At 64.5% G+C, this 24,706-nt stretch carries 22 protein-coding genes and 1 pseudogene; 14 read left to right on the top strand and 9 right to left on the bottom strand.

Translation table 11 applies throughout. The features are described 5' to 3' along the window. Nucleotides 1–465: 465 nt before the first annotated feature. Nucleotides 466–1,548: a prephenate dehydratase gene (gene pheA / locus VGN72_24465; GenBank protein ID HEV7302515.1), complete on the top strand. Its 1,083-nt coding sequence runs from the start codon at nucleotides 466–468 to the stop codon at nucleotides 1,546–1,548. Between the two features lie 45 nt (nucleotides 1,549–1,593). Further along, a complete protein-coding gene (locus tag VGN72_24460) occupies nucleotides 1,594–2,541 on the top strand; it encodes a zinc-binding dehydrogenase (protein HEV7302514.1) in 948 nt (315 codons plus the stop codon). A 468-nt stretch (nucleotides 2,542–3,009) separates the two neighbouring features. Here the strand turns inward: VGN72_24460 and ribD are convergent, their stop codons facing one another. From ribD to VGN72_24445, 3 genes are all read right to left on the bottom strand, one after another. Next, on the bottom strand, nucleotides 3,010–4,176 hold the full coding sequence (ribD, locus tag VGN72_24455) for a bifunctional diaminohydroxyphosphoribosylaminopyrimidine deaminase/5-amino-6-(5-phosphoribosylamino)uracil reductase RibD (GenBank protein HEV7302513.1): 1,167 nt from the start codon (nucleotides 4,174–4,176) through the stop codon (nucleotides 3,010–3,012). A gap of 12 nt (nucleotides 4,177–4,188) precedes the next feature. Then, nucleotides 4,189–4,788, bottom strand: a complete 600-nt coding sequence (locus tag VGN72_24450) for a signal peptidase II (protein ID HEV7302512.1) — start codon at nucleotides 4,786–4,788, stop codon at nucleotides 4,189–4,191. A 371-nt stretch (nucleotides 4,789–5,159) separates the two neighbouring features. Beyond that, a complete protein-coding gene (locus VGN72_24445) occupies nucleotides 5,160–6,065 on the bottom strand; it encodes a TraR/DksA C4-type zinc finger protein (protein HEV7302511.1) in 906 nt (301 codons plus the stop codon). Between the two features lie 535 nt (nucleotides 6,066–6,600). Here VGN72_24445 and VGN72_24440 point away from each other — a divergent pair. From VGN72_24440 to VGN72_24430, 3 genes are all read left to right on the top strand, one after another. Next, complete coding sequence (locus VGN72_24440; protein HEV7302510.1) at nucleotides 6,601–7,548, top strand: hypothetical protein; 948 nt, start codon at nucleotides 6,601–6,603, stop codon at nucleotides 7,546–7,548. 252 nt (nucleotides 7,549–7,800) lie between these two features. Then, nucleotides 7,801–10,359, top strand: a complete 2,559-nt coding sequence (locus VGN72_24435) for a tetratricopeptide repeat protein (GenBank protein ID HEV7302509.1) — start codon at nucleotides 7,801–7,803, stop codon at nucleotides 10,357–10,359. Nucleotides 10,360–10,585: 226 nt separating this feature from the next. Further along, the gene (locus tag VGN72_24430; GenBank protein HEV7302508.1) at nucleotides 10,586–10,873 is read left to right on the top strand and encodes a MazG nucleotide pyrophosphohydrolase domain-containing protein; all 288 of its coding nucleotides are present in this window, start codon (nucleotides 10,586–10,588) and stop codon (nucleotides 10,871–10,873) included. An 83-nt stretch (nucleotides 10,874–10,956) separates the two neighbouring features. Here VGN72_24430 and VGN72_24425 read toward each other — a convergent pair whose 3' ends face one another. Continuing rightward, nucleotides 10,957–12,048 carry a site-specific DNA-methyltransferase gene (locus tag VGN72_24425; GenBank protein ID HEV7302507.1) on the bottom strand — a complete coding sequence of 364 codons (1,092 nt, stop codon included), beginning with the start codon at nucleotides 12,046–12,048 and terminating at the stop codon, nucleotides 10,957–10,959. Between the two features lie 242 nt (nucleotides 12,049–12,290). Between VGN72_24425 and VGN72_24420 the strand changes: the two genes are divergently transcribed. Both VGN72_24420 and murJ read left to right on the top strand, forming a co-directional pair. Then, nucleotides 12,291–13,856 (top strand): thiamine phosphate synthase, encoded by a 1,566-nt coding sequence (locus tag VGN72_24420; GenBank protein HEV7302506.1) that lies wholly within the window; start codon nucleotides 12,291–12,293, stop codon nucleotides 13,854–13,856. A 120-nt stretch (nucleotides 13,857–13,976) separates the two neighbouring features. Next, nucleotides 13,977–15,671 carry a murein biosynthesis integral membrane protein MurJ gene (gene murJ / locus VGN72_24415; GenBank protein HEV7302505.1) on the top strand — a complete coding sequence of 565 codons (1,695 nt, stop codon included), beginning with the start codon at nucleotides 13,977–13,979 and terminating at the stop codon, nucleotides 15,669–15,671. Nucleotides 15,672–15,926: 255 nt separating this feature from the next. Here murJ and VGN72_24410 read toward each other — a convergent pair whose 3' ends face one another. Both VGN72_24410 and VGN72_24405 read right to left on the bottom strand, forming a co-directional pair. Next, nucleotides 15,927–16,157 carry a hypothetical protein gene (locus tag VGN72_24410; GenBank protein ID HEV7302504.1) on the bottom strand — a complete coding sequence of 77 codons (231 nt, stop codon included), beginning with the start codon at nucleotides 16,155–16,157 and terminating at the stop codon, nucleotides 15,927–15,929. 26 nt (nucleotides 16,158–16,183) lie between these two features. After that, complete coding sequence (locus tag VGN72_24405; protein HEV7302503.1) at nucleotides 16,184–16,654, bottom strand: DUF6677 family protein; 471 nt, start codon at nucleotides 16,652–16,654, stop codon at nucleotides 16,184–16,186. A 308-nt stretch (nucleotides 16,655–16,962) separates the two neighbouring features. Here VGN72_24405 and VGN72_24400 point away from each other — a divergent pair, with 308 nt between their 5' ends. After that, on the top strand, nucleotides 16,963–17,697 hold the full coding sequence (locus VGN72_24400; protein HEV7302502.1) for a YebC/PmpR family DNA-binding transcriptional regulator: 735 nt from the start codon (nucleotides 16,963–16,965) through the stop codon (nucleotides 17,695–17,697). A 31-nt stretch (nucleotides 17,698–17,728) separates the two neighbouring features. Here the strand turns inward: VGN72_24400 and VGN72_24395 are convergent, their stop codons facing one another. From VGN72_24395 to VGN72_24385, 3 genes and pseudogenes are all read right to left on the bottom strand, one after another. Continuing rightward, entirely contained in the window at nucleotides 17,729–18,229 is a 501-nt protein-coding gene (locus VGN72_24395) for a hypothetical protein (GenBank protein ID HEV7302501.1), read from the bottom strand. Between the two features lie 298 nt (nucleotides 18,230–18,527). Further along, nucleotides 18,528–18,734: pseudogene (locus VGN72_24390) on the bottom strand (transposase). Nucleotides 18,735–18,822: 88 nt separating this feature from the next. Continuing rightward, nucleotides 18,823–19,629, bottom strand: a complete 807-nt coding sequence (locus tag VGN72_24385) for a hypothetical protein (GenBank protein HEV7302500.1) — start codon at nucleotides 19,627–19,629, stop codon at nucleotides 18,823–18,825. A gap of 117 nt (nucleotides 19,630–19,746) precedes the next feature. Here VGN72_24385 and truA point away from each other — a divergent pair, with 117 nt between their 5' ends. The 6 genes from truA (at nucleotide 19,747) to VGN72_24355 (ending at nucleotide 24,470) form a co-directional block, all read left to right on the top strand. Further along, nucleotides 19,747–20,598 carry a tRNA pseudouridine(38-40) synthase TruA gene (gene truA / locus VGN72_24380; protein HEV7302499.1) on the top strand — a complete coding sequence of 284 codons (852 nt, stop codon included), beginning with the start codon at nucleotides 19,747–19,749 and terminating at the stop codon, nucleotides 20,596–20,598. A 321-nt stretch (nucleotides 20,599–20,919) separates the two neighbouring features. Next, nucleotides 20,920–21,810 (top strand): AAA family ATPase, encoded by an 891-nt coding sequence (locus tag VGN72_24375; protein HEV7302498.1) that lies wholly within the window; start codon nucleotides 20,920–20,922, stop codon nucleotides 21,808–21,810. 195 nt (nucleotides 21,811–22,005) lie between these two features. Beyond that, on the top strand, nucleotides 22,006–22,458 hold the full coding sequence (locus tag VGN72_24370) for a VanZ family protein (protein HEV7302497.1): 453 nt from the start codon (nucleotides 22,006–22,008) through the stop codon (nucleotides 22,456–22,458). A 177-nt stretch (nucleotides 22,459–22,635) separates the two neighbouring features. Further along, entirely contained in the window at nucleotides 22,636–23,142 is a 507-nt protein-coding gene (locus VGN72_24365) for an HIT domain-containing protein (GenBank protein ID HEV7302496.1), read from the top strand. A 283-nt stretch (nucleotides 23,143–23,425) separates the two neighbouring features. Then, nucleotides 23,426–24,001 carry a MarC family protein gene (locus tag VGN72_24360; GenBank protein HEV7302495.1) on the top strand — a complete coding sequence of 192 codons (576 nt, stop codon included), beginning with the start codon at nucleotides 23,426–23,428 and terminating at the stop codon, nucleotides 23,999–24,001. A 181-nt stretch (nucleotides 24,002–24,182) separates the two neighbouring features. After that, nucleotides 24,183–24,470 (top strand): hypothetical protein, encoded by a 288-nt coding sequence (locus VGN72_24355; protein HEV7302494.1) that lies wholly within the window; start codon nucleotides 24,183–24,185, stop codon nucleotides 24,468–24,470. Nucleotides 24,471–24,706 lie beyond the last annotated feature (236 nt).

Genomic DNA, 24,706 nt, shown 5'->3' with positions numbered 1-24,706 from the left:
AGGCTGTGGATAAGTGCGTTAATTTCGGACGTGGGGGCGGTATGAAATGGCGTTATTCGCCTGAAGTTCGACGGTCTCGCGAAACACTGGGTAGTGGGTCAGTTTGAAGTGGCACGGGTTTCCAACCCGTGTTCTGGGGCGAAGACACGGGTTGAAAACGCGTGCCACGGGGGAAGGTGTCGAAACTGACCCACTACCAAACACTGTGGCCCCTTGCGTTGCCGGAAACGGGCCGTCTGTTGCCGGCAACGAAGGACGCGTTGCCGGCAACGAACGGCCCTTTTCCAGTACGACGGCGGACGTGAAGACCACGGGTGGCCGCCGGTCACCATCAAGAGAGGCAATTTGTCGACCAACGGCCGGATCGTCCGCGGCAGCCTTGCGAAGAAGGCCTGTTGGGCATGGCGTTAGCGGTCGGTCCCGCCGCCTTTACACGCCCCCACCCCGCCGATACAACCGCCCGCTATGCCCGCCGAATCCGACCTTGCGCCGCTGCGACAGCAGATCGACCAGCTCGACAACGAAATCGTGCGCCTGCTGAACGAGCGCGCCAAGGTCGTCGTGGAGGTGGGCAAGGTGAAGGCCCAGAGCAACGCCCCCATCTACGCGCCCGACCGCGAGAAGGCGGTGCTGGAAAAGGTGCGGTCGCTGAACAAGGGCCCGCTGAGCAACCGGTCGCTGGAGGCGGTCTACCGCGAGTTGATGAGCGGCAGCTTCGCGCTCGAGCGGCCGTTGAAGATCGGCTTCCTCGGGCCGCACGGCACGTTCAGCCACGAGGCCAGCGTGGGCAAGTTCGGTCACAGCGTCGACTACGTGCCGCTGACCGACATCCCCGCCGTCTTCGAAGAGGTGATGCGCGGCCACATCGACTACGGCCTGGTGCCGGTCGAGAACAGCATCCATGGCGGCGTCGTCGACACGCTCGACGCGTTCCTGTCTTCATCAGCGAAGATTTGCGCCGAGGTCCTGATCAACGTCCACCACAACCTGCTGGCGCGCGACCCGTGGGAGAAGATCAAGACGATCTACAGCAAGCCCGAGGCCTTCACGCAGTGCCGCAACTTCCTGGGCGCGACAGCGAAAGACCGCGACACCCAAGCCGCCGCCAGCACCGGCCGTGCCGCCGAGATGGCCGCCACCATGCCCGGCGTCGCCGCGATCGGCAGCCGCCTGGCCGCCGAGGTGCACGGCCTGGCGATCCTCTTCGAGAACATCGAGGACAACCCCGACAACGTCACGCGCTTCTTCATCATCAGCCGCGAGCCCGCGAGGCGAACGGGTGACGACAAGACCGCCATTATGTTCACCACCGCCCACAAGCCCGGCGCGCTCGCCGAGGTGCTGGACGTCTTTCGCGACAGCGGCATCAACCTGACCGACATCGAGAAGCGCCCCAGCAAAAAGGTAAACTGGGAATACTACTTCTTCATCGACGCCCAAGGCCACGCCGACGACCCCGCCATGCAGAAGGCCATCAACGCCGCCAAGGCACACTGCCTTCAGCTGACGGTGCTGGGGAGCTATCCGAGGGCGGTCGAGGTGCTGTAGGCGTCAGCGGGATCTTTCGTCTCGCATACACGGAGGAGAAACGTCATGTCCAATCGAGCCGTCGTCGTCGATCCTGCCGTCCCCGAACGTTTGGTCATCAAGACCGTCGAAGACCCCCAGCCGTTGCCCAGCCAGGCGGTGGTGCGGGTGCATGCTTTCTCCGTCAACCGTGGCGAGGTGCGATACAGCATGACCGCCCCCGCGGGCCGGCGGCCGGGGTGGGACTTGGCGGGCGTGGTCGAACAAGCCGCGGCCGACGGTAGCGGGCCGAAGGTGGGCAGCCGTGTGGTGGGGTTGCTGCTGTTGGGCTCGTGGGGCGAGCGGGTCGCGGTGCCGACGAACCAGCTGGCGGAGATTCCAGATGACGTGTCGTTCGCGGCCGCGGCGACGCTGCCGGTCGCGGGGTTGACCGGGTTGTTGTCGCTGGGCAAGGGTGGGTCGATTTTGGCCCGGAAGGTGCTCGTGACCGGCGCGACCGGTGGCACTGGCGACTTCACGATCCAACTCGCCAAGCTGTCGGGCGCGACCGTCGTCGCCACCGTGCGTGGGGCCGATCGCGAGGCCGTCGTGCGGCGAAGCGGGGCCGACCACGTGATCGTCGGTGGCGATCCGTCGGCAGCGGCCGAGCATGGGCCGTTCAACCTGGTCATCGATTCCGTCGGTGGCCCGCACTTCGGCAAGGTGCTGGCGATGCTGGCCCCGGCCGGCACCTGCGTCACGTTCGGCACGACCGCGGGTGGCGACGTGACGATCAACGCGCAGAAGTTCTACGGCACCGGTGGCGCGTCGCTGTACGGCTTCATCCTCTTCAAAGAATTCGCCATCGAAACCGCCGGCGACGGCCTGCGCCGCCTGGCGACGCTCGTGTCGCAGGGCAAGCTGAAACCCCAGATCGAGATCGAGGAGAACTGGGAAAAGGTCGGCGAGATCACCGCGGCACTGACGGATCGGAAATTTGTCGGTAAGGCGGTGCTGCACGTGGCGCAGCCGTAGTTGCGCGTCTGGTTGAAGAGGAAGAGAACGCGAAGGACCGCGAAGAAGCCGGTCGATCGAATCGCTAGGCCGCGGCGGCGGTTTGGGTAAGCGGAAACGCGAAATCGTGCACCATTATGCACCATTCTGCACCATCGCCTGATCGCGATGGAGTGGATGGGGTTCCGCTTCTCTCCTATTCGGTTGTCAAAGAGCACGCTATCCATCTCTACGGTTGCGCTGCGCGATTGAGGTGGGATGGGCGCAACGGGGTTGAGTTCTTGCAGTTCGTTTCGCGCCAAGGACGCCAAGGTGCCAAGAACGCCAAGAGGATGAAGCGGGGAAGACGGATGTTGTGTTGAGGCCGCTACGGATACGCAGTTCGTAGCCGCGACGCAGGCGTCACGGCTACAGCAATTATAACTCTCATTTCTTCCTTGGCGGCCTTGGCGTCTTGGCGTCCTTGGCGCCAGAACGAACGGATGATCCTCACCCCTCGCCACCAGCCAATCGCAAATCCGCGGAAGGATCGGCCGCGAAAAACGCGGCGCTGTGGGGGTTCAGGTACTCGCTCAACAGGTCGCTGCCCAACTCACATTGGCCCGTCAACGCGTAGTCAGCCGGTATCGGGCTGGCGGGCAGGCCGCGCGTTTCAATCATCGCGGCGCGCGATCGGAAGACCCAGATCCGGTCCACCTGGTTCCGCGGAATCATGTGGCGGGCGAGCGTTGGGCCGGGCTCGATCAGCAAGTGAGTCACCCGGCGGGCATGCAACGTCGTCAGCACATCGGCAAACGAGAATCGGTTCTCATCGCGCGTTGGTAACGCGATGACTTCGACGCCCCGCTGTTGCAGTTCCGCGACCGTCCGCGGCGCGGTGTCGGCGGCGGACTGGGCACAGAAGACGATCACCGCATGCTCGCCCGCCGACGCGACCAGCCGGCTTTCGATCGGCAGTTTCAACGTGTTCGACAGCACCACGCGCAACAGCGGTCGGGCTGGCGATACGTCGCGGGCGGTCAGCAATGGGTCGTCGGCCAGCACGGTATTCGTGCCGACCGCGATCGCATCACAGCGGGCCCGCAGCGCGTGAACGACCCGATCCGCAACCGGCCCGGTGATCTTTAACCGCGGTTCGCCAGTGGCGGCGGCCACGTGGCCGTCGGCGGTCTCGGCCCACTTCAGCGTTACGTAGGGTCGCCGCAACATCGTCCGCGCGATGAACGGGGCGATCAACTGCTTGCACGCGGCCTCCAGCACCGGTCCGTCGACCTGCACACCGGCGTGGCGCATCATCGCAACGCCGCGGCCGTTCACGTCAGGGTTCGGGTCCAGACAGCCGTAGACCACGCGAGCAATGCCCGCGGCGATCACGCGCGGCGCGCACGGTGGCGTTTGCTTGTTCAGGTGACAGCAAGGTTCGAGCGTCACGTACGCCGTCGCGCCGGTGGGGGATTCACTGCAGGCCGCCAGCGCGTTCGGCTCGGCGTGTGGGCCGCCGTACTGCTGGTGGCAACCTTGGCCGATGATCCGGCCATCCTTCACGATCACGCACCCCACCATGGGGTTGGGCTCGACCCGCCCACGCGCGGATTGCGCCAGGCCGATCGCCCGGCGGATGAATTCAGCATCGATGAGATTGGGATCAGGCGTCATCGCCACGGCAGGTTACGCCTGCGGTTTGGCGTCGGCAACCTTGGCGTCCTGCGTGCGGTCGTCGCCGGGCTCGGTCGCGTCGGTCCCCTGCGCGCGGAAGCTATAGACGATCGAGATCGCCACGCCCACACACAGAAAACTGTCGGCGACGTTGAAGATCCAGGGGAAGATCGGCCCGCGGAAGTACGGGATGAACGACAGCGCGTTCTGCACGAACGCCGGCCATTGCATGTCCGGGAAGACGTGGAACATGTCGCGCACGAAGCCGTGCACCATGCGGTCGTACATGTTGCCCAGCACGCCCGCCAGCAGCATGCCCAACACGATCTGGTAGAACCGCGCCCGGCCGCTTTGCAGGAACAGGTAGGTCAGCAGCCCGATCGCGCCCGCCGACACGATCAGGAACAGCCAGCGCTGCCCCTGCCCGATGCCGAAGACCGCCCCCTGGTTGGCGACGGCCTCGAAGTGCAGCCAGCCGGGGATGAACTGGATCGCATCGCGGGCAAACACGTGCACGCGGCCCGTCTCGTCCCACACCACCGATTCCGCCAGCCGGCCAAACGCCCAGACCTTCGTTACCAGGTCGATCGTCAGCCCGATCGCGCATGTCACCAAGAACCGCGCCCAGGCGGCAGGCGAATAGAGATTAGCGCGTAGGGACGGGTGCATTTGGATCAGAGAATTGTTCTTTCCGCCCCCTCTCCCGCCTGCTTTGAGAGCGGCTGGGTGAGGGCGATCTTATGTCGCGAGCAAAGCCCCAATGGGCGGCCGCGTCATCAACGCGACAGGGTCATCTCGAAGGAAGCCTAAGGCGACCTGAGGGATCTCGAGCTACGGACGGTTCTCGGCCTTGGGCGATCCCTCAGGTCGCCAAGGCTCCCATCGGGATGACAACTGACGCGGCGCTCGCGCACTAGCCTTGCCCTGCCGACGGAACTCGCCAGTCGTCGGGCCGATCACGTCACACGTGACCGCGCCTCGCCCTACCGAATGCCCCGCTGGCGTTCCATCTGCCGGGCGTGTTCGATCGAGAACCGCGCCCACGGCTGGGCCTCAAGGCGGGCCTTGCTGATCGGGTTGCCGGTGCCTTCGCACAGGCCGTAGGTGCCGTTCTGAATCTTGGCCAGCGCGGCGTTGATCTCGCGCAGGAGGTTGCGGTCCTTTTCGACCAGGCCGAGCGTGAACTCCTGCTCGTAGTTGTCGGTGCCCATGTCGGCCATGTGGACGGGCAGTGACGACAGGCCACCGCCACCGGATCGCAGGGCCTCGCGTTCCATGCTGCTCATGTCGCCGACGATCTCACGGCGCTTCTCGATCAGCAAATCGCGGAAGTGTTCCAGTTCCTTGGTCAGCAGACCGGCCTGGTTCTTGCGCGGCTTGCCGTTGGTGGGCACCGATTCCTGCAACGGCGGGCGGTAGGCCGGCTCGGGGGGCAGCTTTTTCTTGACCTTCTCGGGCTTGGCCTCGACCAGTGGCGCGATGATCGGCTTGGCGACCGCGCTGGCCTTGGCGATGACGGCCTTGGTCGCTTTCGCGATGATCGCCGTGCCCTTGGTGGTCGCGACGGCGACCTTGCTGGCGGTAACGGTTTTGACGATTGCGCCGGTGGTCGGCTTCGTAGCGGTGACGGCGGTCACCGCCTTGCGGACCACTAGCATGGGCTTGGCTGACTTAGCCACCTTGGCCGACTTCGTCGTGGCCTTCGCCACCGGCTTGGTGGCCGGCTTCGACTTTACCAGGGGCTTGGCCTTACTGCGGGCGGGCGTGGGCTTACTGGCGGGCTTGGCTGCGGCCTTTTTGAGTTTGGGTTTGGCAACAGCGACGGGGCGTGATTTGCCCTTGCTCTTGCCGGATGACGGGACGGTCCTGTTTTTCGATGTCTTGGCCACGTTGCCCTCGGCTCCTTTGCGGTCTTCACCGCGTTGTCAGCCTCTCGCCCAAACCCCTACTGCCCGGCCTTACAAAAGGCGGGAAAGTATACTTTTAAAGTAGGGTTTCCGTCAAGAGGCATAAAGTTGCGGCCGATGAGGGGTTAAGAAGAGTGGGCGATGGGCTGTGGATAGTGGGCCGTGAAGAAGGCACTCGCGATCTCCGTCGTCCCCACCGCCAGCAAGGCAGTGATTTCGCTGCAATGCATTTACTGTCCACTATTCACTGTCCACTCTCTCTTCGCCATCGCTTGTTACACGCATGAGCCGGGTCGAAGTTTCGCGAACCGCGATTGGGTGACGGCAGTAGTGTGAAGGGCCACCGGCGCTGCCGCGGAACGGGTTTCCGCGGGGTTTGCCCGGGGTTTGGCGTCGCGTTACGATGCGCGGCGGGCAACACGTCCGATAAGAGCGCAGGACGCGCCGCAGGCATCACGCGAGCCACCCCCGGTTGTGGCCGATGTTGATCTTGTCGACTTACGCGAAGGGAGCTCGCATGGGCAAGGCCGACACCAGCCTGCCCGATCCACTGAACGCACCTGCACCGGCCCTGGCGGGCACGGACGATCTGTTGTCGCAATTAGCTGGCGACGAGATTGACCGCCTGCTGGCCGAGGCGGACGTCGAGGCCCCCACGGCCAGCGATGCCGCGCGCGAACTGGACGACGCCCTGGCCACCACCGGCCGCGTTACCGGCGCCCCCACCGACGCCGGGCATCAGGCGTTGCAGTTGCTGGATTCCGTGCAGCTCGACGCCAACGCGATCGCCAACGATGTGCGCCGACTGGCGACGAGCGACCCAGCTCCGCTGAACGCCATCGCGTCTCCCGCGCCCGCCGCGGCATCATCCATCGACGCTGAACTGCAGGCCCTGTTCGCGGAGCTGAATCAGCCGGTCGCGCCGGTGGAACTGCCGCAGCCGACGAAGACGTTCACCAACGCGCCCCCCGAACCGGCTGCGGGCGCATCGACCGACAATGCCGCCTTGAGCGCGGAGATCGACGACCTCTTCAAGCAGCTGACGGCCGAGGAACCCACCGCCACCACCGCGGCGTCCGACGCGCCCCCGATCACCGACACACCGACCACCTCTCCCGTCGCCGGGGCCCCCGCGACCCCGGTGGCCGTGCCATCGACTTTATCGCCCATGGCTTCGACGACGACTGCCCCCGCGGCCGAGGCAGACGCGATCGAAGCGATGCAGGAACGGGCCGGCCTGGGCCTGGCCGGCCTCGCCACCAGTGTCGCCACCGCAAGTGAACCCCCGACCAGCGCAGCCGACGACGAGGCCCCGCTGCCGTTGATCCTGCGCCCGCTGGAATGGCTGAACGCCCCGCTGGCGGCCGCCCCTGACTCGTTCCGCGACCTGCTAGGCAAGGCGGCGATCGTCACCTTCGTCAACGCCGCCGCGGTGCTCGCGTACGTGATGCTGTTCCGCAAGTAGCCAGCATCGCTTACGCGAAATCCCAAGCCCCAATGCCAAACAATGCGCCAAGAACCAAATCCCAATAGTAGGGACCGCAAACTCTCCGTGTCTGCCTCTGTGCTCTCTGTGTTCTCTGTGGTTCAATTCCCCCTCTTCCCCAATATCGCGATTAACTCTTCAAACGGCCCAGTTCGCCGCGGTGGTTTAAGCGGCTTATAATCCCGGCGTGTTCGCCCGGCCGGTTTTGTCTCGCTCGTACAGGTGACCCGCATGGATCGAAGAATCGCGTTGCTCATCGCCGCCGTCACTGCGTTGCCGTCGTCCGCGTTCGCGGCCGACCCGATCAGTCGCCAGACGCTGCCGTACAAGTGGGTCGAGCCCCTGATGCCCGAGGCCGCCGCCGAGCCGGAGTATCGCGAGTACTACGATGCGCTCGACAAGGCCAAGGCGCAGCTGGCGGCCGGGCAGTACCGGCGTGTGCTGGTCACGTTGCGCGGCGCGGGCGATGTGGAACCCGCCACGATGGCGACCGTGCGGGCCAAGGCGCTGTCGGCACTGGGAAGACACGCCGAAGCGCTGGCGTCGCTGGATGCCATCGGCAACGATTCACCGCCGGCCGCGATCGCGCTGCGCGCGATGATCCTGATCGATCTCGGCCAGCCGCGCGACGCCGTCGAGATCGCAACTGCGGCAATCGCCAAACATCCCACCGCCCCACGGCTGCACGCCGTGCTGGGCAACGCGCACGAGGCCATCGGTGACCTTGACGCGGCGTTGAGGTCGTACGCCTGGTTCACCCAGCCGCCACAGGACTATCTGAACAAGTTCGCCGGCAATCCGGATGCGTTCGAGGACGCCGAGGAACTGACCGTCATCACGAGCGCGATCGACCGCTGGGCGGCGCTCAGCGGGGCCTACCGCGACAACGTCGGCCTGCACGGGCAGATCTACGACATGTTCACGCGCGCCTACGACGTCATCGACCGCACCTACACACCCGCGCGCGTCGCGGCGGCGGCGTACGCGATGAGCCATGACGAGGACGGCGAGGCCCAGCAACTGCTGCAGACGGCGATGGAGGCCAACCCCAACGACCCCGCCTCGCTGAACCTGATGGGCCGCCTGGCCGTCAGCGTCTTCAACTTCGACGCCGCCGACGCCATGATCCTGCGCCTGCGCGACGTAAACGACGCCTCCGCCACCGCCGACCTGCTTGAATCACGCAACCTGCTGCAGCAGCGTCGCCCGAAGGAAGCCGAAGTGCCCATTCGCCGGGTGCTGGCCGCCAAGCCGCGGAACTTGGAAGCGATGGGGCTGCTCGCCGCGACGTACGCGTTGCGCCTGGAAGAGGCCCAGATGACAACGACGTTGAAGGAGGTCGAGCAAATCGATCCCGACAACGCCACCGCCTATCTCGAGGTGGCCGACCAGCTTGGCGCCATGCGTCAGTACCCGCGGGCCGCCGCGATGTACGAGATCGCGATCGAGCGTGCGCCGAACTGGACCGATCCGCGCAACGGCCTCGGCCTGTTGTACACGCAGAGCGGCGATGAGGACGACGCCCGCCGGGTGCTGGAAGGCGCGCGCGCGCTCGACCCGTTCAACGCGCGCACGACGAACTACCTGCGCCTGCTCGATGAGATGGAAGGCTACGCGGTCAAGGAGACGCCGCACTTCATCATCATGTACGATGCCAAGGCCGACCCGATCATCCCCGAGTACTTCGGCGATTATCTCGAAAGCATCTACAAGGAAGTCACCGGCAACTTCCAGCACGAGCCGAAGGACAAGACGATCATCGAGGTCTTCCCGACGCACGACGGCTTCTCGGTGCGCACGACGGGCTCGCCGTGGATTGGCACGGTGGGCGCTAGCACTGGGCGGGTGATCGCGATGGTCTCGCCGCGCAAGGGTGAGAAGACGATGGGCCCGTTCAACTGGGCGGGCGTGCTACGGCACGAGTTCACGCACACGGTGACCTTGGCCGCGACCGACAACCGCATTCAGCATTGGATGACCGAGGGCCTGGCGGTGCTGGAAGAGAACGTGCCGCTGCGCTGGGAATGGGTGCCCATGCTCTACGCCGCCGTGCAGAACGACACGCTGTTCCGCATGGACGAGCTGACGTGGGGCTTCGTGCGCCCGAAGAAGCCCAGCGACCGCCAGCAGGCGTACGCGCAGTCGTTCTGGGTGTGTCAGTACATTCAAGAGAAGTACGGCCACGACACGATCCTGAAGATGCTCGAGGCCTTCCGCAACGCCGAGCGGCAGGAAGACGTCTTCCCGCGCCTCACCGGCCGCAGCATGTCGCAGTTCTTCGAAGACTTCCGCAGCTGGGCGCAGCAGCAGACCAGCACATGGGGCTACGACGAGAAGACGTCGGCCAAGGTCGACGTTTTGCGGGCCGAGGGTGAAGCGCTGATCAAGGCCAAGCAGTACGCCGCCGCCGTGCCGGTGTGGGAAGAGATCGCGGCGCTGCGCCCGATGGACGCCCTGCCGCACCAACGGTTGGCGGGTTTATTTGTCAGCAAGGCCGTGAACCAACCCGAGAAGGCGGTCGAGCACTTCCTGGCGCTGCACCAGGTGGAACTGAAGGACAACCGCTACGCCAAACGTATCGCCCGCATATACCGCGATACCGACAAGCTGCCGGAGGCCCAAAAGTTCGCGTTGGAAAGCGTCTACGTGAACCCGTACGACCTCGACGCGCACAAGCTGCTGCGGGAGATCGCCGAGAAGGCCGGCGACGAAAAGACGGTGGAACGCCAGAACCGCTCGATCGCCGCAATGGAACGGTTATCGCCGGCGGAGAAGCCGGAGCAGGAGTGACGCGTCGGATTGCGACGATGAACACGCTTCGCAGGTTGAATGCGGCCATCGCGCAGAATGTCATCCCGAAGGGAGCGGTAGCGACCTGAGGGATCTCATGTGTCTCACGACGCCCGCCTTGGAAGATCCCTCAGGTCGCCAAGGCTCCCATCGGGGTGACAAGTGTGCGCCTAGTGTCGGTACTCAATCACCCTAGCTCCCTCGCGCCGGGAGACGGAAACCGAATATGACCCCATCCCCCCTCACCATCGCCGAGTTCCAGCAGCACATCGACAAGCTCTACTCCACCGCCGACCGCGCACGCGGCACCGCGGGAACGTGGCTGTGGTTCTCCGAAGAAATCGGTGAGCTCGCCCGCGCCCTGGCCCGCGGCGACAACCGCGCCAACCTCGAAGAGGAATTCGCCGACGTCTTCGCCTGGCTCTGCACGCTCGCGAACATCAACGACGTCGACATGGAAACCGTCATCCGGCGGAAATACCTCAGCGAAGGTTCCAAGACGACGCCGAAGTGACCCAGGGAACGCCTCTGTAAAACGAAAGAGACGGACCCCATGGCCCGTCTCTTGCGCAATGCGATTGAAATGCTAACTGGCCCTTACGCCGTCTTCGCCGCGGCGCGGCGGCGGGCGACGCGGGGGCGGCCGAAGGCGTCGGTCTTGGTCATCACCTTGCTGCTGCGCTTCGGGTTCGTCGCCGTCGAAAGCGCGATTGGGGCGGCGGCGTCGCCGGCGGCCTTGGGGTCACCGGTCTTGGCGGCCTCCAGCACGTGCTCGAGGCGCTTGCGGGCGTAGTTGACGTACTCCTCGCTCTGGTCGATGCCGACGTACTTGCGGCCGAGCATGGCGGCGCTGACCACGGTCGTGCCGCTGCCGTTGAACGGGTCGAGGACGACGTCGCCGGGGTTGCTGCTGGCGAGGATGACGCGGTTCAGCACCCCGATGGGCATCTGACAGCCGTGCCAGCCCTCGCGCTCCTTGAACGTGCCGCAGACGCGGCTGACGTTCCACGTGTCGCTATCGGCGTTGAAGTACGGCTCAGGCGTTTCCTGCGGGCGCAAATACCAGACGTCGTCGGGCAGCTTGCCCTTGGGGTTGGCGCGGTGGTCGGCGTACGTCGTCTGGCGCGCGCTGGCGACGCGGACGGCGTCGGCGTTGAAGGTGATGTTCGACAGGCCGGCGTCGGGCGCGGTCTTGCTGAAGTACAAAATGTGCGTGTGGCTCTTGGCGAACTTCTTCTTCGTCTGCTGGCCGAACGTGTAGTGCCACACGATCCAGTTGCGCATGTTGAAGCCGATCTCGCGACGGGCGATCACGCAAAGGTCGGCGGCGAACTCGTCGCCAATGGCCAGGTAGAAGCTGCCCGTGGGCTTGAGCGCGCGGTAGACCGCTTGCATCCACTGACGGCTGAAGTTCAGGTACTCGTCGACGTCCTTCTTGTCGTCGTACCCGTGATACAGGTAGCCGATGTTGAACGGCGGGTCGGCGAAGACCAGATCGACCCAGCCCTCCGGCCCGTCGTTGAGGATCTTGATGCTGTCGCCTTGGATGATCTGGTTTACGTCGGGCATACCGGCCCCATTGTAGAGGCTGGGCCGGATGGCGCAAACAGGACCCGCCGCCCGCGACACCGCCGCCCGACCCTTAATGGACTTTAACCCCAGTTCGAACGCGAGTTTGCGTGAATTCATTCGTCGGCCTCGTATCGGTGAAAGGTGGCGAAATCGCTCGGCATCAGGCTGGCAGCGAACGACCCTGCGGTAATGACGACGAACAGGATGAAGGCGAAAGTGAGCATGGGGAAATCCAAAATTTGCGATTTGCGATTGCCGATTAGCGATTGGAGGTGCGGCCTACTCACACTTGTCTTTCAATCGGCAATCGCAAATCGCAAATCGGCAATCCCTTCCTCTGGCCCTATAATCGGCGGGCTGTGGGTCAATTCATCAACAGTTCCGTATTGCGTTTGCTCGACGCCAACTTCAACCGCGCCCGCGAGGCGCTGCGGGTGCTGGAGGACTACGCCCGCTTCATTCGCGATGACGCCGGCCTGAGCGAATCGCTGAAGACCCTGCGGCACGATTTAACGGCCGCCACTGCGCCCCACGTCGCCGCCGCCATCGCCCATCGCGATACGCCCGGCGACGTCGGCACGATGATCGGCACGCCCGCAGAAGCAAGGCGCGACGACCTGGCCCACGTGGTGACGGCCGCGGGGAAACGCATGGGTGAAGCGCTGCGCGCGATCGAGGAATACCTGAAGACGATCGATGCGGATGTGTCCCAGCAAGTCGAGCAAATCCGTTACCGCTTCTACGCGATCGAGCAACGGATTGCCGAGACCCTTCGCCCCGCCGCCTGCGGTTTCGCAGAGGTGAGGCTGTACGTGCTGATCACCGAATCGCAGTGCAAGACCCACTGGCTGGACGCCGCCCGCCAAGCCATCGAGGGGGGTGCCGATTGCCTGCAGTTGCGCGAGAAAGACATGGAATCGGGCGAACTGCTCCGCCGGGCAAAGGACTTCGTGGCACTGTGCCGCGAGCACGGCGTGATCAGCATCATCAACGACCGCCCGGACATTGCCGCCCTATCTGATGCCGACGGCGTCCACGTCGGCCAAGGCGACCTGCCCATCGCCGCGGTGCGTCAACTGCTGGGCCGCGGCAAGATTGTCGGCGTGAGCACGCACACGATCGAGCAGGCCCGCGCCGCGGAAGAAGCCGGGGCGGACTACATCGGCGTGGGCCCCGTTTTCCCCAGCAGCACGAAGCCCCGCGACTTCCTGCCCGGCCTGGACTTCGCCCGCGCCGTCGCCGCGGAGATCCAAATCTTCGCCATCGCGATCGCGGGGATTACGCTGGAGAACGTCGACGAAGTTCTGGCGACGGGCGTAAAGGCGGTCGCCGTTACCGCCGCGGTGGTGGGCGCCGACGACGTGAGGGCTGCGGCGCGTGACATGACGCGCCGTTTATCCCCCTCTTCTGTAGGACAGGCATTCCTGCCTGTCTCTCCCCCCGCCTCTCCCCCCGCATTGCCTTCTCTTCCCCCAGGAAAGGGAACGGTTCACCGCCGCCACCTCCCACATTATGACATCGGAGACGTCACTTACTTCCTCACCTTCCGCTTGGCTGGTGGCCGTCTATCCGCCAGGGAACGACACCTCGTTTACGACCACGTTCTGCGTGGCCACGGTCGCTTCTACCGGCTATTTGCTGCCGTCGTCATGCCCGATCACGTTCACATGCTCGTACGGCCGATGAACGACTACAGTCTGTCGGACATCGGCAAGGGCACGAAGGGCGTCTCGGCCAAGCTCGTCAACGAACATCGAAAGCAAGCCGGTCAGGTGTGGCAGGACGAGACGTTCGATCGCGTTATTCGCGACCGGCGAGAGTTCGAAGAGAAGTTGCAGTACGTATTGCACAACGCGATGACGAAGGGGCTCGTGGACGATCCTTGGATGTATCCCGAGTTGTTTATTCTGGATCGGAAGGTGTGAGGCGAATACGGGGGGAGAGGAAGACGGGGGGAGAGGAAGACGGGGGGAGAGACAGGCAGGAATGCCTGTCCTACAGAAGAAATCGACGACGCGTAGATTGCTACTACTTGCAAGCCACGGATGGCCCCAACCGCACCCCCCACCCAACCCCCGCCGGCCCGCTCGTTCCTTGCGTACGCGAAGATCGTCGGCGGGCTCACGCTCGTCAGCCGGTTCGTCGGGCTGGCGCGCGAAATGGTCAGCGGGCATTACCTGGGCACCGGGCTCGTCGCCACGGCGTTTTCCGTCGCATTCACCATTCCGAACCTGTTCCGAAAGCTGTTCGGTGAAGGGGCGCTGTCGGCGGCGTTCATCCCGCTGTACGCGCAGGCGAACAAGCACGACACTAAGGAAAACGCCAACGCCTTCGCGGCCGCCAGTGTGAACTTGCTGGCGGTCATCCTGCTGGCGATCACGATCGTCGGTGAACTCGTCATCTTCGGCATCCTGCGGTTCAACGACGACCTGCTGCCCGACCGCGTGATGACGCTGCACTTCGTCGCGATCATGCTGCCCTACGTGCTGCTGATCTGCGGCGGCGCGTTCCTTGCGGGCATCCTGCAGGTCCACCGCCGGTTCGGCGCGCCCGCGGCGGCGCCGATCATCCTGAATCTTTGCCATATCGGCGTGCTGTTCATCGGCGCCAAGGTCCTGCACCTGAAGGCCGCCGACGATACCCTGGAGACGATCCGCCTGCAGGCGATCCTGGCCTATTGGCTCTCGGGCTTCGTGCTGGTGGCTGGCGTGCTGCAGGTGGCGGTACTGCTGCCGGGACTGAAGGCCGCCGGGTTCACGTTTGATCTGCGCGCCAAGATCCGCACGCCACTGGTGCGCAAGATGCTATTGCTATCGGTGCCGGTGGCGATGGGAGCCGGTGTGCTGCAGCTGTCGGTGCTGCTCGATCGCGGCATCTCGTACTTCCTCATGCAGACGCTCGACGAGGCGCATCAGCTCGTCACGCATGTGACGATCCTCGGCCAATCGATCCGCCTGCCGCTCGAATTAGGCGCACCGCGGCGTTTAGAGCTGGCGCAGTTCCTCTACCAGTTTCCGCTCGGCGTCTTCGCGATCGCGCTGGCGACCGCGATCTTCCCCGGCCTGAGCGCCGACGCCCTCGATAAGGACCGCGACGCCTTCCGCGGCACGTTGCGGCAAGGGGTGGAAGCCACGATCTGGGAAGGCCTGCCCGCCAGCCTTGGCCTGATCCTCGTCGCCGAGCCCACCGCACGGCTGCTGTTTCAACACGGGCAGATCAGCGAGCATGATGCGCTTCTGATCGCGCAATCTACGCGCTGGTATGCCGGGGCGATCTGGGCGTTCTCGTTGCTGCAGATCGTCAACCGGGCGTACTACGCGATCCACGACACGGTCACACCGTTGGTGATGTCGGTCGTCAACATCTTGCTGAACCTGGTGATCGAGATCCCGCTGCTCTGGACGCCTTTGGGCGAAAGCGCCATGGCGGTCGGCACGCTGGTCAGCTTCGCGATCCAGGCCGCCATCATGCTCTGGCTGCTCGACCGCCGGCTCGGCGGGCTGGGGTTACGGTCGTTGGCGGTGCCGGTGATGAAGATGCTGCTGGCGACCTTGCTGATGGGGCTGGCCTGCTACGCGATCAAGCTGTCGCCGATCTACCCGACTGATGAAACGCGCCTCACCTGGGCGACCCAGTTGCTGCTGCTGATGAGCGTCGGCGCCGCGGTCTACTTCGGGGCGTGCTTCGTGCTGGGGGTGGACGTGATGAAGCAGTTCCTGCCGAAACGCTGGCGGCGATAAAGCGGCGGTGGTGCTTGCCTTTCCGGTCCCCTCTCCCTCCGGGAGAGGGTTAGGGTGAGGGCTCGTCATGCGAATGACTTGCGACGAACCTGCCACGCGATCTGAGCATTATCACACGGGTAGCGCGGGCCTAACCGTCCGCATCGTCGGGCCCTCACCCCTGCCCTCTCCCGGAGGGAGAGGGAGAAGTTGCTCGCCTCCGCGACACCTTCAGAATTCTCGTAGTTTCCGTCCGCGGCAACGGGTGACGAACGATCAACTGAAGATGCGCACGACAATCGCCAGCGCCAGTGCCGCCCCGCACATGCCCAGAATGATCCAGAGCGAGATGACGAGCGATTCCCACGGAATCCGCCGGACGTCGGGTGTCTTGATGCACTTGTAGACCACTGCCACGCCGATGCAGAGGGGGAATAGCAGCAGGTACCAGTAGTCCCAGATCGGCAGTGGACGCAGGAACGGCACGTACTGGGCTAGCGGAAACATCGACGGTAGCGCGAGCGGCGGGAGGTTCACTTCTCCGCCTCCCGGCCGGCCCGGCCGGTGCAGTCCAGGATCGCCAGCAGGTTCAGCATGCCGGCGACGGCGGTGTAGAGCGTGCCGATCTCGTTCACGCGCACGTGCGACCGCGCCCCGCGCGGCTCGCCCGACGCGTCCGGCCCCGCCGCCCAGATGGATGCCGCGGCGCTGGCGATGCCCAGCGGGCCAGCCATCACCTGCGCGATCGACCACGGCTTGATGCGCACCTCGTTCAGGGTCGACGTGTTGGCGATCTTCCGCCCATCGTTGTCGTACCCCGGCACCTCGATCACCCGCACGCCGCCGATCAGCAAGCCACCGACGTACATGCTGACGACCGTCACGCCAATCGCGATCCCGCGGACGCGCTCGCCCACGAGCGAATGGCCCAACCCCGGCAACAGCCAGGCGGCCAAGGCAACGACAGGTGGCGGAAGTTGAGACGCGCGACGAGCTTCGGGCATAAAGGTCGCGATACTCTACACGCAGGCCACGCCGGGGCAAGGTGGATCGGAATACGTGCGATCCGGTCCCCTCTCCCGGTACTCCGGGAGAGGGTTAGGGTGAGGGTGATTTTGAGCTGCTGACGGCTCTCGAAAGAACCAATCACCCTCACCCAGCCTCTCCCGGAGTACCGGGAGAGGGGCAGGATGAGGCCTCCCTGTTCCAACATTCACAGTCACTCCTCAGCCCCCTTCCCCGTTTTCACCCGCTCGCTCATCCGCTACAATCGGGCGTTCGCTCGACGCCTTACCTTTCGGGAGACCGTTCAATGGCAGGCCATAGTCACTGGTCCACGATTAAGCGTGCCAAGGGTGCTAACGATGCCCGCCGGGGCAAGATCTGGAGCAAGATCGCCCGCCAGATCATCATCGCTGCCAAGAACGGGGGCGACCCGCGCGACAACCTGGCGCTGCGCTACGTGGTCGACGAGGCCAAAGAGGCCAACATGCCCCGCGCCACCATCGAGAACGCCATCAAGAAAGGCACCGGCGAGTTGGGCACCGAGGACTATCAGGACGCCACATACGAGGGCTACGGTCCCGGTGGCGTGGCGATCTTCGTCGAGGCCCTTACCAACAACCGCTCCCGAACCGCCCCCGACCTTCGCGCCATCTTCGAGCGGGCCGGCGGCAACCTGGCCACCAACGGCGCGGTCGCGTTCCAGTTCAACAAGCAGGGCCTGATCACCGTGAAGGCCGACGCGATCGAGGAAGACGCGTTGATGGAACTGGCGCTCGACGCCGGCGCCGACGACGTGAAGAACGAAGTCGAGGTCTACGTCGTCGTCACCGCCCCGGCAGCGTTCCACAAGGTGAAGGAAGCCCTGAAGGCCGCCAAAATCGCGATCGAGGCCTCCACCATCACCCACGTCCCCACCACCACCGTGGCCGTGGAAGGCGAGACGGCCCAAAAGGTGCTGAAGCTCATCGCCACCCTCGACGACAACGACGACGTGCAAACCGTCTCCCACAACGCCGACATCCCGGAATCGATCACGGTGTAGAGAGCCCGCAATAGCGACGCCCGCGTCGCGACTACGGATTGCCGTGCCCCCGGTCGCGGGGCCAATCAGCACCAGTGCTTACAGCTTCAGGCACAGCACCGCATTCGGGGCAGCGGTCAGGGGTGGCACGCAGATCGTAGCCGCAGGCGCGGCACAGGCCGTTGGCATGGAGTCGCGACCTGCGCCAACGGATGAGAGGCGCAACGGTCGAGAGCAACATCAGCATCCAGTATGGAATTGTGATGAGCACGCCGCCTTTCGATAGGCGATAGGCGCTGAAGCCAAGCGTGTTCGGGCGCACGTAGAAATCTGGGAACCGCCTTGCGTAACTGACGCCGCCACTGTTCGTCGAAATTCCAAATCCTCGAAAGAACGCCACGCGGCCGGGCTGTGATGCAACGCCGATGCGCTGACGGCCGAATCGGACAGTAACCACCTCCTCGACAAAATAGCTACGCAACCACATCACGCACGATACCACGCCCACAACGAGCGACAGCCAGGCCAGCACGTTGAACAGGCGGCGTCTCACGCGACGAAGGATATCGGAGCTTGGCAGGAAACACACAGCCTCCGGGCTGCCCCGACCGCCATCCCTTTACTGGTTCTTCTCGCGTCAGAGCAATGCAGTCAACCCCAATCCCGGCGGCCCAACGCTCGCGGTTCTGGCCCCGAACTTCACGGAGTTTGACCCAAACTAAACTCCCGCGAGTTCGTTACGACCTCCCGGGAGTTTGGATTGAATTCCGCGGACACTCTGCCGCCGATTTCGCGATTATGACGGAATCGTGCCGCCATCTGCAGGTGGGGCCTAGAGGCTGTTCCCCACTTTAATTGAGTCGGAGTAGTTGTCCGAGCATGAGGACGACGAACGCGGCGTAGTGCAGGCCGGCGAAAACGTCCGGTAGTCGTTCGTGATCGCGGGCGAGTCGGCGGAACCGGGCGGCCCAGGCGTTCGTCCGCTCGATCACCCACCGTTTGGGCAAAAGTACGAACCCGCGACGGGCCTCCTTCATACCGACCACCACCAGTTCCATGCCGCTGGACCGGGCGTCGGCGGCCACCGCGTGGCATGGGCGAGCCGCCCGTGGTACCGAAGCGACAGCGGCCGACCCCCGACAACCCTTACGCGCTGCGCCGGCGACGTCGCAGCGCGGCGGCTGCGCCGAGCGCCAGCATCGTCGTTGCGGTGCCGGGTTCGGGCGTGTGGGCGGTGACGGAGATATCGTCGAGCGCAATCTCGTCTCGCGAGCCGGTGCCAGAGGCGTCGTCGCCCTGGAACTGAAGGTAGAAGTACTCGTTCGGCAAAACGGTCGCGTTTACGGTCGTCTCCCGCAGCGTCCGCACGAAGGCCGGTGATGAATCAGCCCTGCCCGGTGTGATCACGGCGAGGTCGCCGACGGTCGTGAACGCTGCAGCCTCGCCGGCGTACGCCATGTTGACCGCATAGGAGGAAGCTTGATCGTTGCGTACCCAAACCTCGTAGCTGACGTCGAACGCGTGCAGCGTGACACCGGTGAGGTTCTGATAGCGGAACGTGAACGTACCGGGCGTCATGTCGGAGTTCCCAGGCTGCCATCCCAACGTGGGATCGGTCACGCTACCGGTGCCCACATTGAACCCGTAGATGCCACTAGTGCTCACACCCGAGCTGAAGTTGCCACGGGCGAAATCTTCGCGTAGGTCGTACTGGTCGCCGTTGTAGTTGAGCGTGCCGTAATCAAACCCGATGATCTTGATATCAGGGGAGACAAATCGGCCGTTCGTTCCCGGGGTATAAACGGCATTGAAGCCCGAGCCGTTGAACCCTGTAAAGTCGATCAGGACCGGCTCGTTCACCGCAGTGATGGGAGCGGCTACACTCTGGCCAGCGGTCAAAGCCAGCAGCGCTCCGGCGCACGATAAGACAGTGAATATAAATAACTTAGGCAATGTGCTCTCCCTCGTAGTTCCGTGGCCAAGCTACTGGTAGAGTTCGCTGGCTGCAAGAAATATCTGTTAGCAAAGTTACATTTCGTGACCAAGCGGCCATCGCGCCCCGTCCAACTTATGCCCACCCAACGCTACAAGCTCACGATCGCCTACCGCGGCACCGCGTATCACGGGTGGCAGACGCAGTCGGTGCCGGCGACGTGGGCCGGCGCGGCGCCGCCTGAGGGGCAGGGATTACCGACCGTTCAGGAAACTTTGCGGCGGACACTGATGGGCATCGTCGGGCACCCGATCAACCTCGTCGGGTCGTCGCGGACCGATGCGTGCGTGCATGCCAAGGGGCAGGTGGCCCACTTCGACACGCACATGACGCAGATCCCGATCGAGGGCCTTCGCCGGGCGACCAACGCCCGGCTCCCGGACGACGTGATCATCCGCAGCATCGAACCGGTCGGGCCCGATTTCGACGCGATCACCGGCACGGTCAGCAAGCGCTACCAGTACGTGATCTGGACCGCGACCGAGCGGCCGTTGTTTGCCGCCGACCTGATGTGGCATCGGTGGCAGCCGCTGGACCTGGCCGCGATGAGCGTGGCTGCGGCGCACTTCGTGGGCACGCACGACCTGAACAGCTTCGCGCGGCCCGGGCATGGCCGGGAGAACACGGTGCGCACGATCCTCGGCTGCGACGTTGCCTGGCGCGGCCCACGGCTGGTGATCGGCGTGGCGGGGACGGGGTTCCTGTGGCACACGGTGCGCATCATGGTCGGCACGCTGGTGCAGGTCGGCCTCGGTCGCACGCCGGCCGATGCCATTCCGGCGATGCTCGCCGCCCGCCATCGCGATGCCGCAGGGCCGACGGCGCCGCCGCATGGGTTGTATTTGCAGTGGGTGAAACATGGGGGGCCTCGAGCGCGGAGTGAGCGCCGCTTCGACCCTTCTCCCGCAGCAGCGGGAGAGGCCTGGTGAGGGTGATGCGAACTGCCTCACGCTTCGCGATGGAACACATGCCCACGAATGGGCACGAATAAAAACTACGCAATGATGCGCCTCTCTTATTCGTGTCCTTTCGTGCCCATTCGTGGGCCGTCCGCAACGCGCATCACCCTCACCTAACCTCTCCCAGCGTACCGGGAGAGGGACCAGAGCCGCCATCCGCTTCGCAATCGGTAATCTTCCCCCGCCATTCCTTGTATCTCCCCCGAACCCCGCGATAATCGCCCGCGTAGTTCGAACGGGGACGAGGGACCCACGGATGGGCCGGCGGGCCCTGCGGGAAGGTGGCAGAACATGCGTACGATTGCGTTGATGAATCAAAAGGGTGGCGTCGGCAAGACGACGACCACGGTGAACCTGGGCGCCGCGCTGGCCGAGGCCGGCAAGCGCGTCTGCCTGATCGATCTGGACCCGCAGGCCCACCTGACGATCAACTACGGCATCGACCCGTCGCCCGACGTCGTCTCGCTGTACCACGTGCTGGTGGAGGACCGCAGCATCCTGGAGGCCGTGCAATCGGTCGGTAAGAACATCGCGCTGATCCCCAGCAGCATCGACCTGGCCGCCGCCGAGATCGAACTGGTGAGCGTGCTGGGCCGCGAGCTGCTGATGCGCAAGAAGCTGGAGAGCGCGCAGCACGACTTTGACTTCATCCTGTTCGACTGCCCGCCATCGCTGGGCTTGCTGACGATCAACGCGCTGGCGGCCGCGACGGAGGTCATCATCCCCATGCAGCCGCACTTCCTGGCGCTGCAGGGCGTGGCCAAGCTGCTGGAGACGGTGCAGCTGGTCAACAAGCGCATGAACCCGAAGCTGAAGGTGTCGGGCATCGCGCTGACCATGTTCGATGCCCAAACCAAGCTCAGCATGGAAGTGGTGGCCGAGTTGAACGGCTTCATCGAGGCGGCCCAGGGCAAGCCGTTGCCGTGGGCGGGCGCGAAGGTGTTCAACACGAAGATCCGCCGGAACATCAAGCTGGCCGAGAGCCCGAGCTTTGGCAAGACAATCATCGATTACGAGCCCAACAGCAACGGCGCTGCCGACTACCGCGCGCTGGCCCGCGAGGTGATCGCGATGGACGCCGGCACGCCCAGCGTGACGGTGACCGTGAACAACGACATCGACGTCAACAAGCTGGCAGCGAACAAAGTTGCGGGTGGCGCCAAGCCCGAAGTGGCCGCCTGATATTCGTGACGCTGGCTGGCGCACGTGTCGTAACCCCGACCTGGTCATCCCGAGGTACTTCAAAGGATCTCTTCCGTCCCACGTACGAATACGGGGGGAAATCCTTCGGAGTACCTCAGGATTACGAACGTCGGACTTTTGTTGAGTCCCGGATAGGGACGCTCGGGCCCCTTCGTTCTGTTGATCCATCGTCTCATGCTTCGTCATTGGCGTGTCATCCTCGCTTCGATGCTGCTCTGTTACTGGGCCGTGATCTTCACGATCACGCACCTGCCGCCCCGGCACGTCCCGCACGTGAACGTCAGCGACAAGATCGAGCACTTCGTGGGGTACGCGGGCCTGGCGACGCTGTTGTACGCCACGCTGTGGGCCTATCGGCCGCACTTCCGCTACCCGGCGCTGTTCGTGATCGCCGTGGCGATGTGTTACGGCGCCGCCGACGAGATGCTGCAGACGCTGGTCGGGCGCAAGGCCGACGTGCGCGACTGGATCGCCGACGTCGCCGGCGCCACGCTGGCGGCGATCATGATGGCGCTGTTGCGCCGTACCATCTGGCGGCGCGCCATCGCCCGCCAACAGGACGCCTGGAAGGTCCGCGACACCGTACGCGAACGCCTCGCGACCGACCCCGCAGCGGCGTCGTCCTAACTCGCCCCCGGCCGCTTCCGTCTTCCGTCTTCTGTAGGACAGGCATTCCTGCCTGTCTCTCCCCCCGTCTGCTTCTCTGCTGTGGCACAGGCATTCTTGCCTGTGTCTCCCCCCGGCGTCGAAGCACGAAGGAAGGCGTCCTTCCCCCTTCCCGCCTGCCGTTGCTACGATGCATCCATGGCCAACCCCCCGCTTTACGCCCCCTGGCGGATGGACTACATCCGCGCGATCGACAAGCCCGACACCGGCTGCTTCCTCTGCGAGGCCGCGACCTGCCCGCCTGAGGAATTCCGCCAACGGCTGATCTTGTGGCGCACGGAGTCGGTCGTCGTGATGATGAACCGTTACCCGTACACGAACGGCCACATCCTCGTCGCGCCGCTCACCCACACCGCCGAGTTCGACGCGCTAAGCGAGCCGGTCCTGCTCGACATCCACCAGCAGACCGCAGGAGCCGTGCGCCTGCTGAAGCGGGCGGTGTCGGCCCAGGGCTTCAACATCGGCATCAACGTCGGCCGCGTCGCCGGCGCTGGCGTGCCGGGGCACCTTCACCAGCATGTCGTCCCCCGCTGGGCCGGCGACACCAACTTCATCAGCGTCGTCGGCGAGGTCCGCATCGTCCCGCAGGCGATGACTCAGCTGTACGACGAACTGATGGCGGGCGTGGAGGGAGTTAGGGGCTAGAGCGGCTCTACCTCAGGTGTAGCGTGTCATCCCGAAGGGAGCGGTAGCGACCTGAGGGATCTCACGTGACGGACGTCGCTCGACAGTGGCGATCCCTCGGGTCGCTACCGCTCCCGCTCGGGATGACAGGGTTGCGGCCAGACGCTACACCCGAAGTTGAACCGCTCTAAGCGTTGGGGGTTTACGATGCGATATCCCAATCGTATCGTCATCCTGAGGTACTCCGAACCTCGGCATTCTATCGTCTAACCCCTGACTCCGATCTCCTAACCCCCTTCTCTCCATGCGCTCCTTCCTCGAAACCTTCGTCCCGCTGTTCGTCAGCATCGACGCCTTCGGGTTGGTGCCGCTGTTCCTGGCATTCACGGCTCAGCTATCGCGCAAGCAACGCCGGGCGATCAGCTTCGAGGCGGTGCTGGCGGCGACGATCATCTGCCTGGGCTTCATGTTTCTGGGCACCGCCATCTTCGGGCTGCTCGGCATCTCGACCGACGACTTCATGATCGCCGGTGGGCTGATCCTGCTCGTGCTGGCCGTCATGGACCTCGTGATGCCCGGCAAGCCGGCGGTGTTCGAAAGCGAGATGGTCGGCATCGTCCCACTGGCCATGCCCCTGATCGCCGGCCCCGCGACGCTGACCAACGTGCTGGTCCTCAGCGCCCACCACGGTCATGCGATGACCGCCCTCAGCTTGGCTGTCAACTTCGCCCTGCTGCTTGCGATCCTGCTGTCGGCCGACCGGATCGCCCGGCTTGTTGGCAGCAACACGCTGAAGGCCTTCAGCAAGCTCGTGATGGTCCTGCTGGCCGCCATCGCGGTGAACCTGATCCGGCGAGGGATCGAGGGGGTGGTGGATTAGGGGAAAGCCCCAATGACCAAACCCGAAGACCAATGAATGCCCAAATACCAATGACCAATCCTGAGACGATGTTGGGCACTGGTCATTGGGACTTCATTGGTCATTCAGGTTTGGTCATTGGTCATTCCATTCCCCGCCCCTCTTTGACCTTTCCCCCCATCTCTCATACCCTTTGCGCCGTATGGACGACTCGATCCGCAAGCAGTTCACGGTCGGCACGAAGGTGAAGGTGACCCAGCAGATCGCGGCCCGCGATTACACGATGGCCAGCGACATCCGCGGCACGATCGTCGAGTACGAGCAGAAGACCACCGGCAGCTGGTTCGCCCATTCCAAGAACGACAAGCTCTGGCTCGACCGCCTCACGCTTCGCAAAGACGACGGCGAGCTGATCACCCTGAACCTAGACGACAACACGCGCGTGGAGATCGAGTCCACCCCGGTGACGACCCCCGCGCCCACCACATAGCCCGACACACAGTAGTCCCGAGCGGCCTTTCGGCCTTACCACTTGAGTGAGAAGGTTCTTCGCTGCGCCTTTGCGCTACCGGACAGAACCCTCTCGCGCCGCTCCCACTTGTCATGTTGGTCGCGCGAGGAGGGTCTTTCCGACTAGAGCAACGGACCCTCTCGTGTAGCGGCTTGCTCTCTTGGTGGCACGGTCTGGTACGCCAGGCCGTGTCTTTCTGGGGTAGAGAAGACACG

This window comes from Tepidisphaeraceae bacterium (genome assembly GCA_035998445.1).
GTDB lineage: Bacteria > Planctomycetota > Phycisphaerae > Tepidisphaerales > Tepidisphaeraceae > DASYHQ01.
Note: the sequence above shows the minus strand (reverse complement) of the source record. Positions and strands in the feature narration are given on the sequence as shown.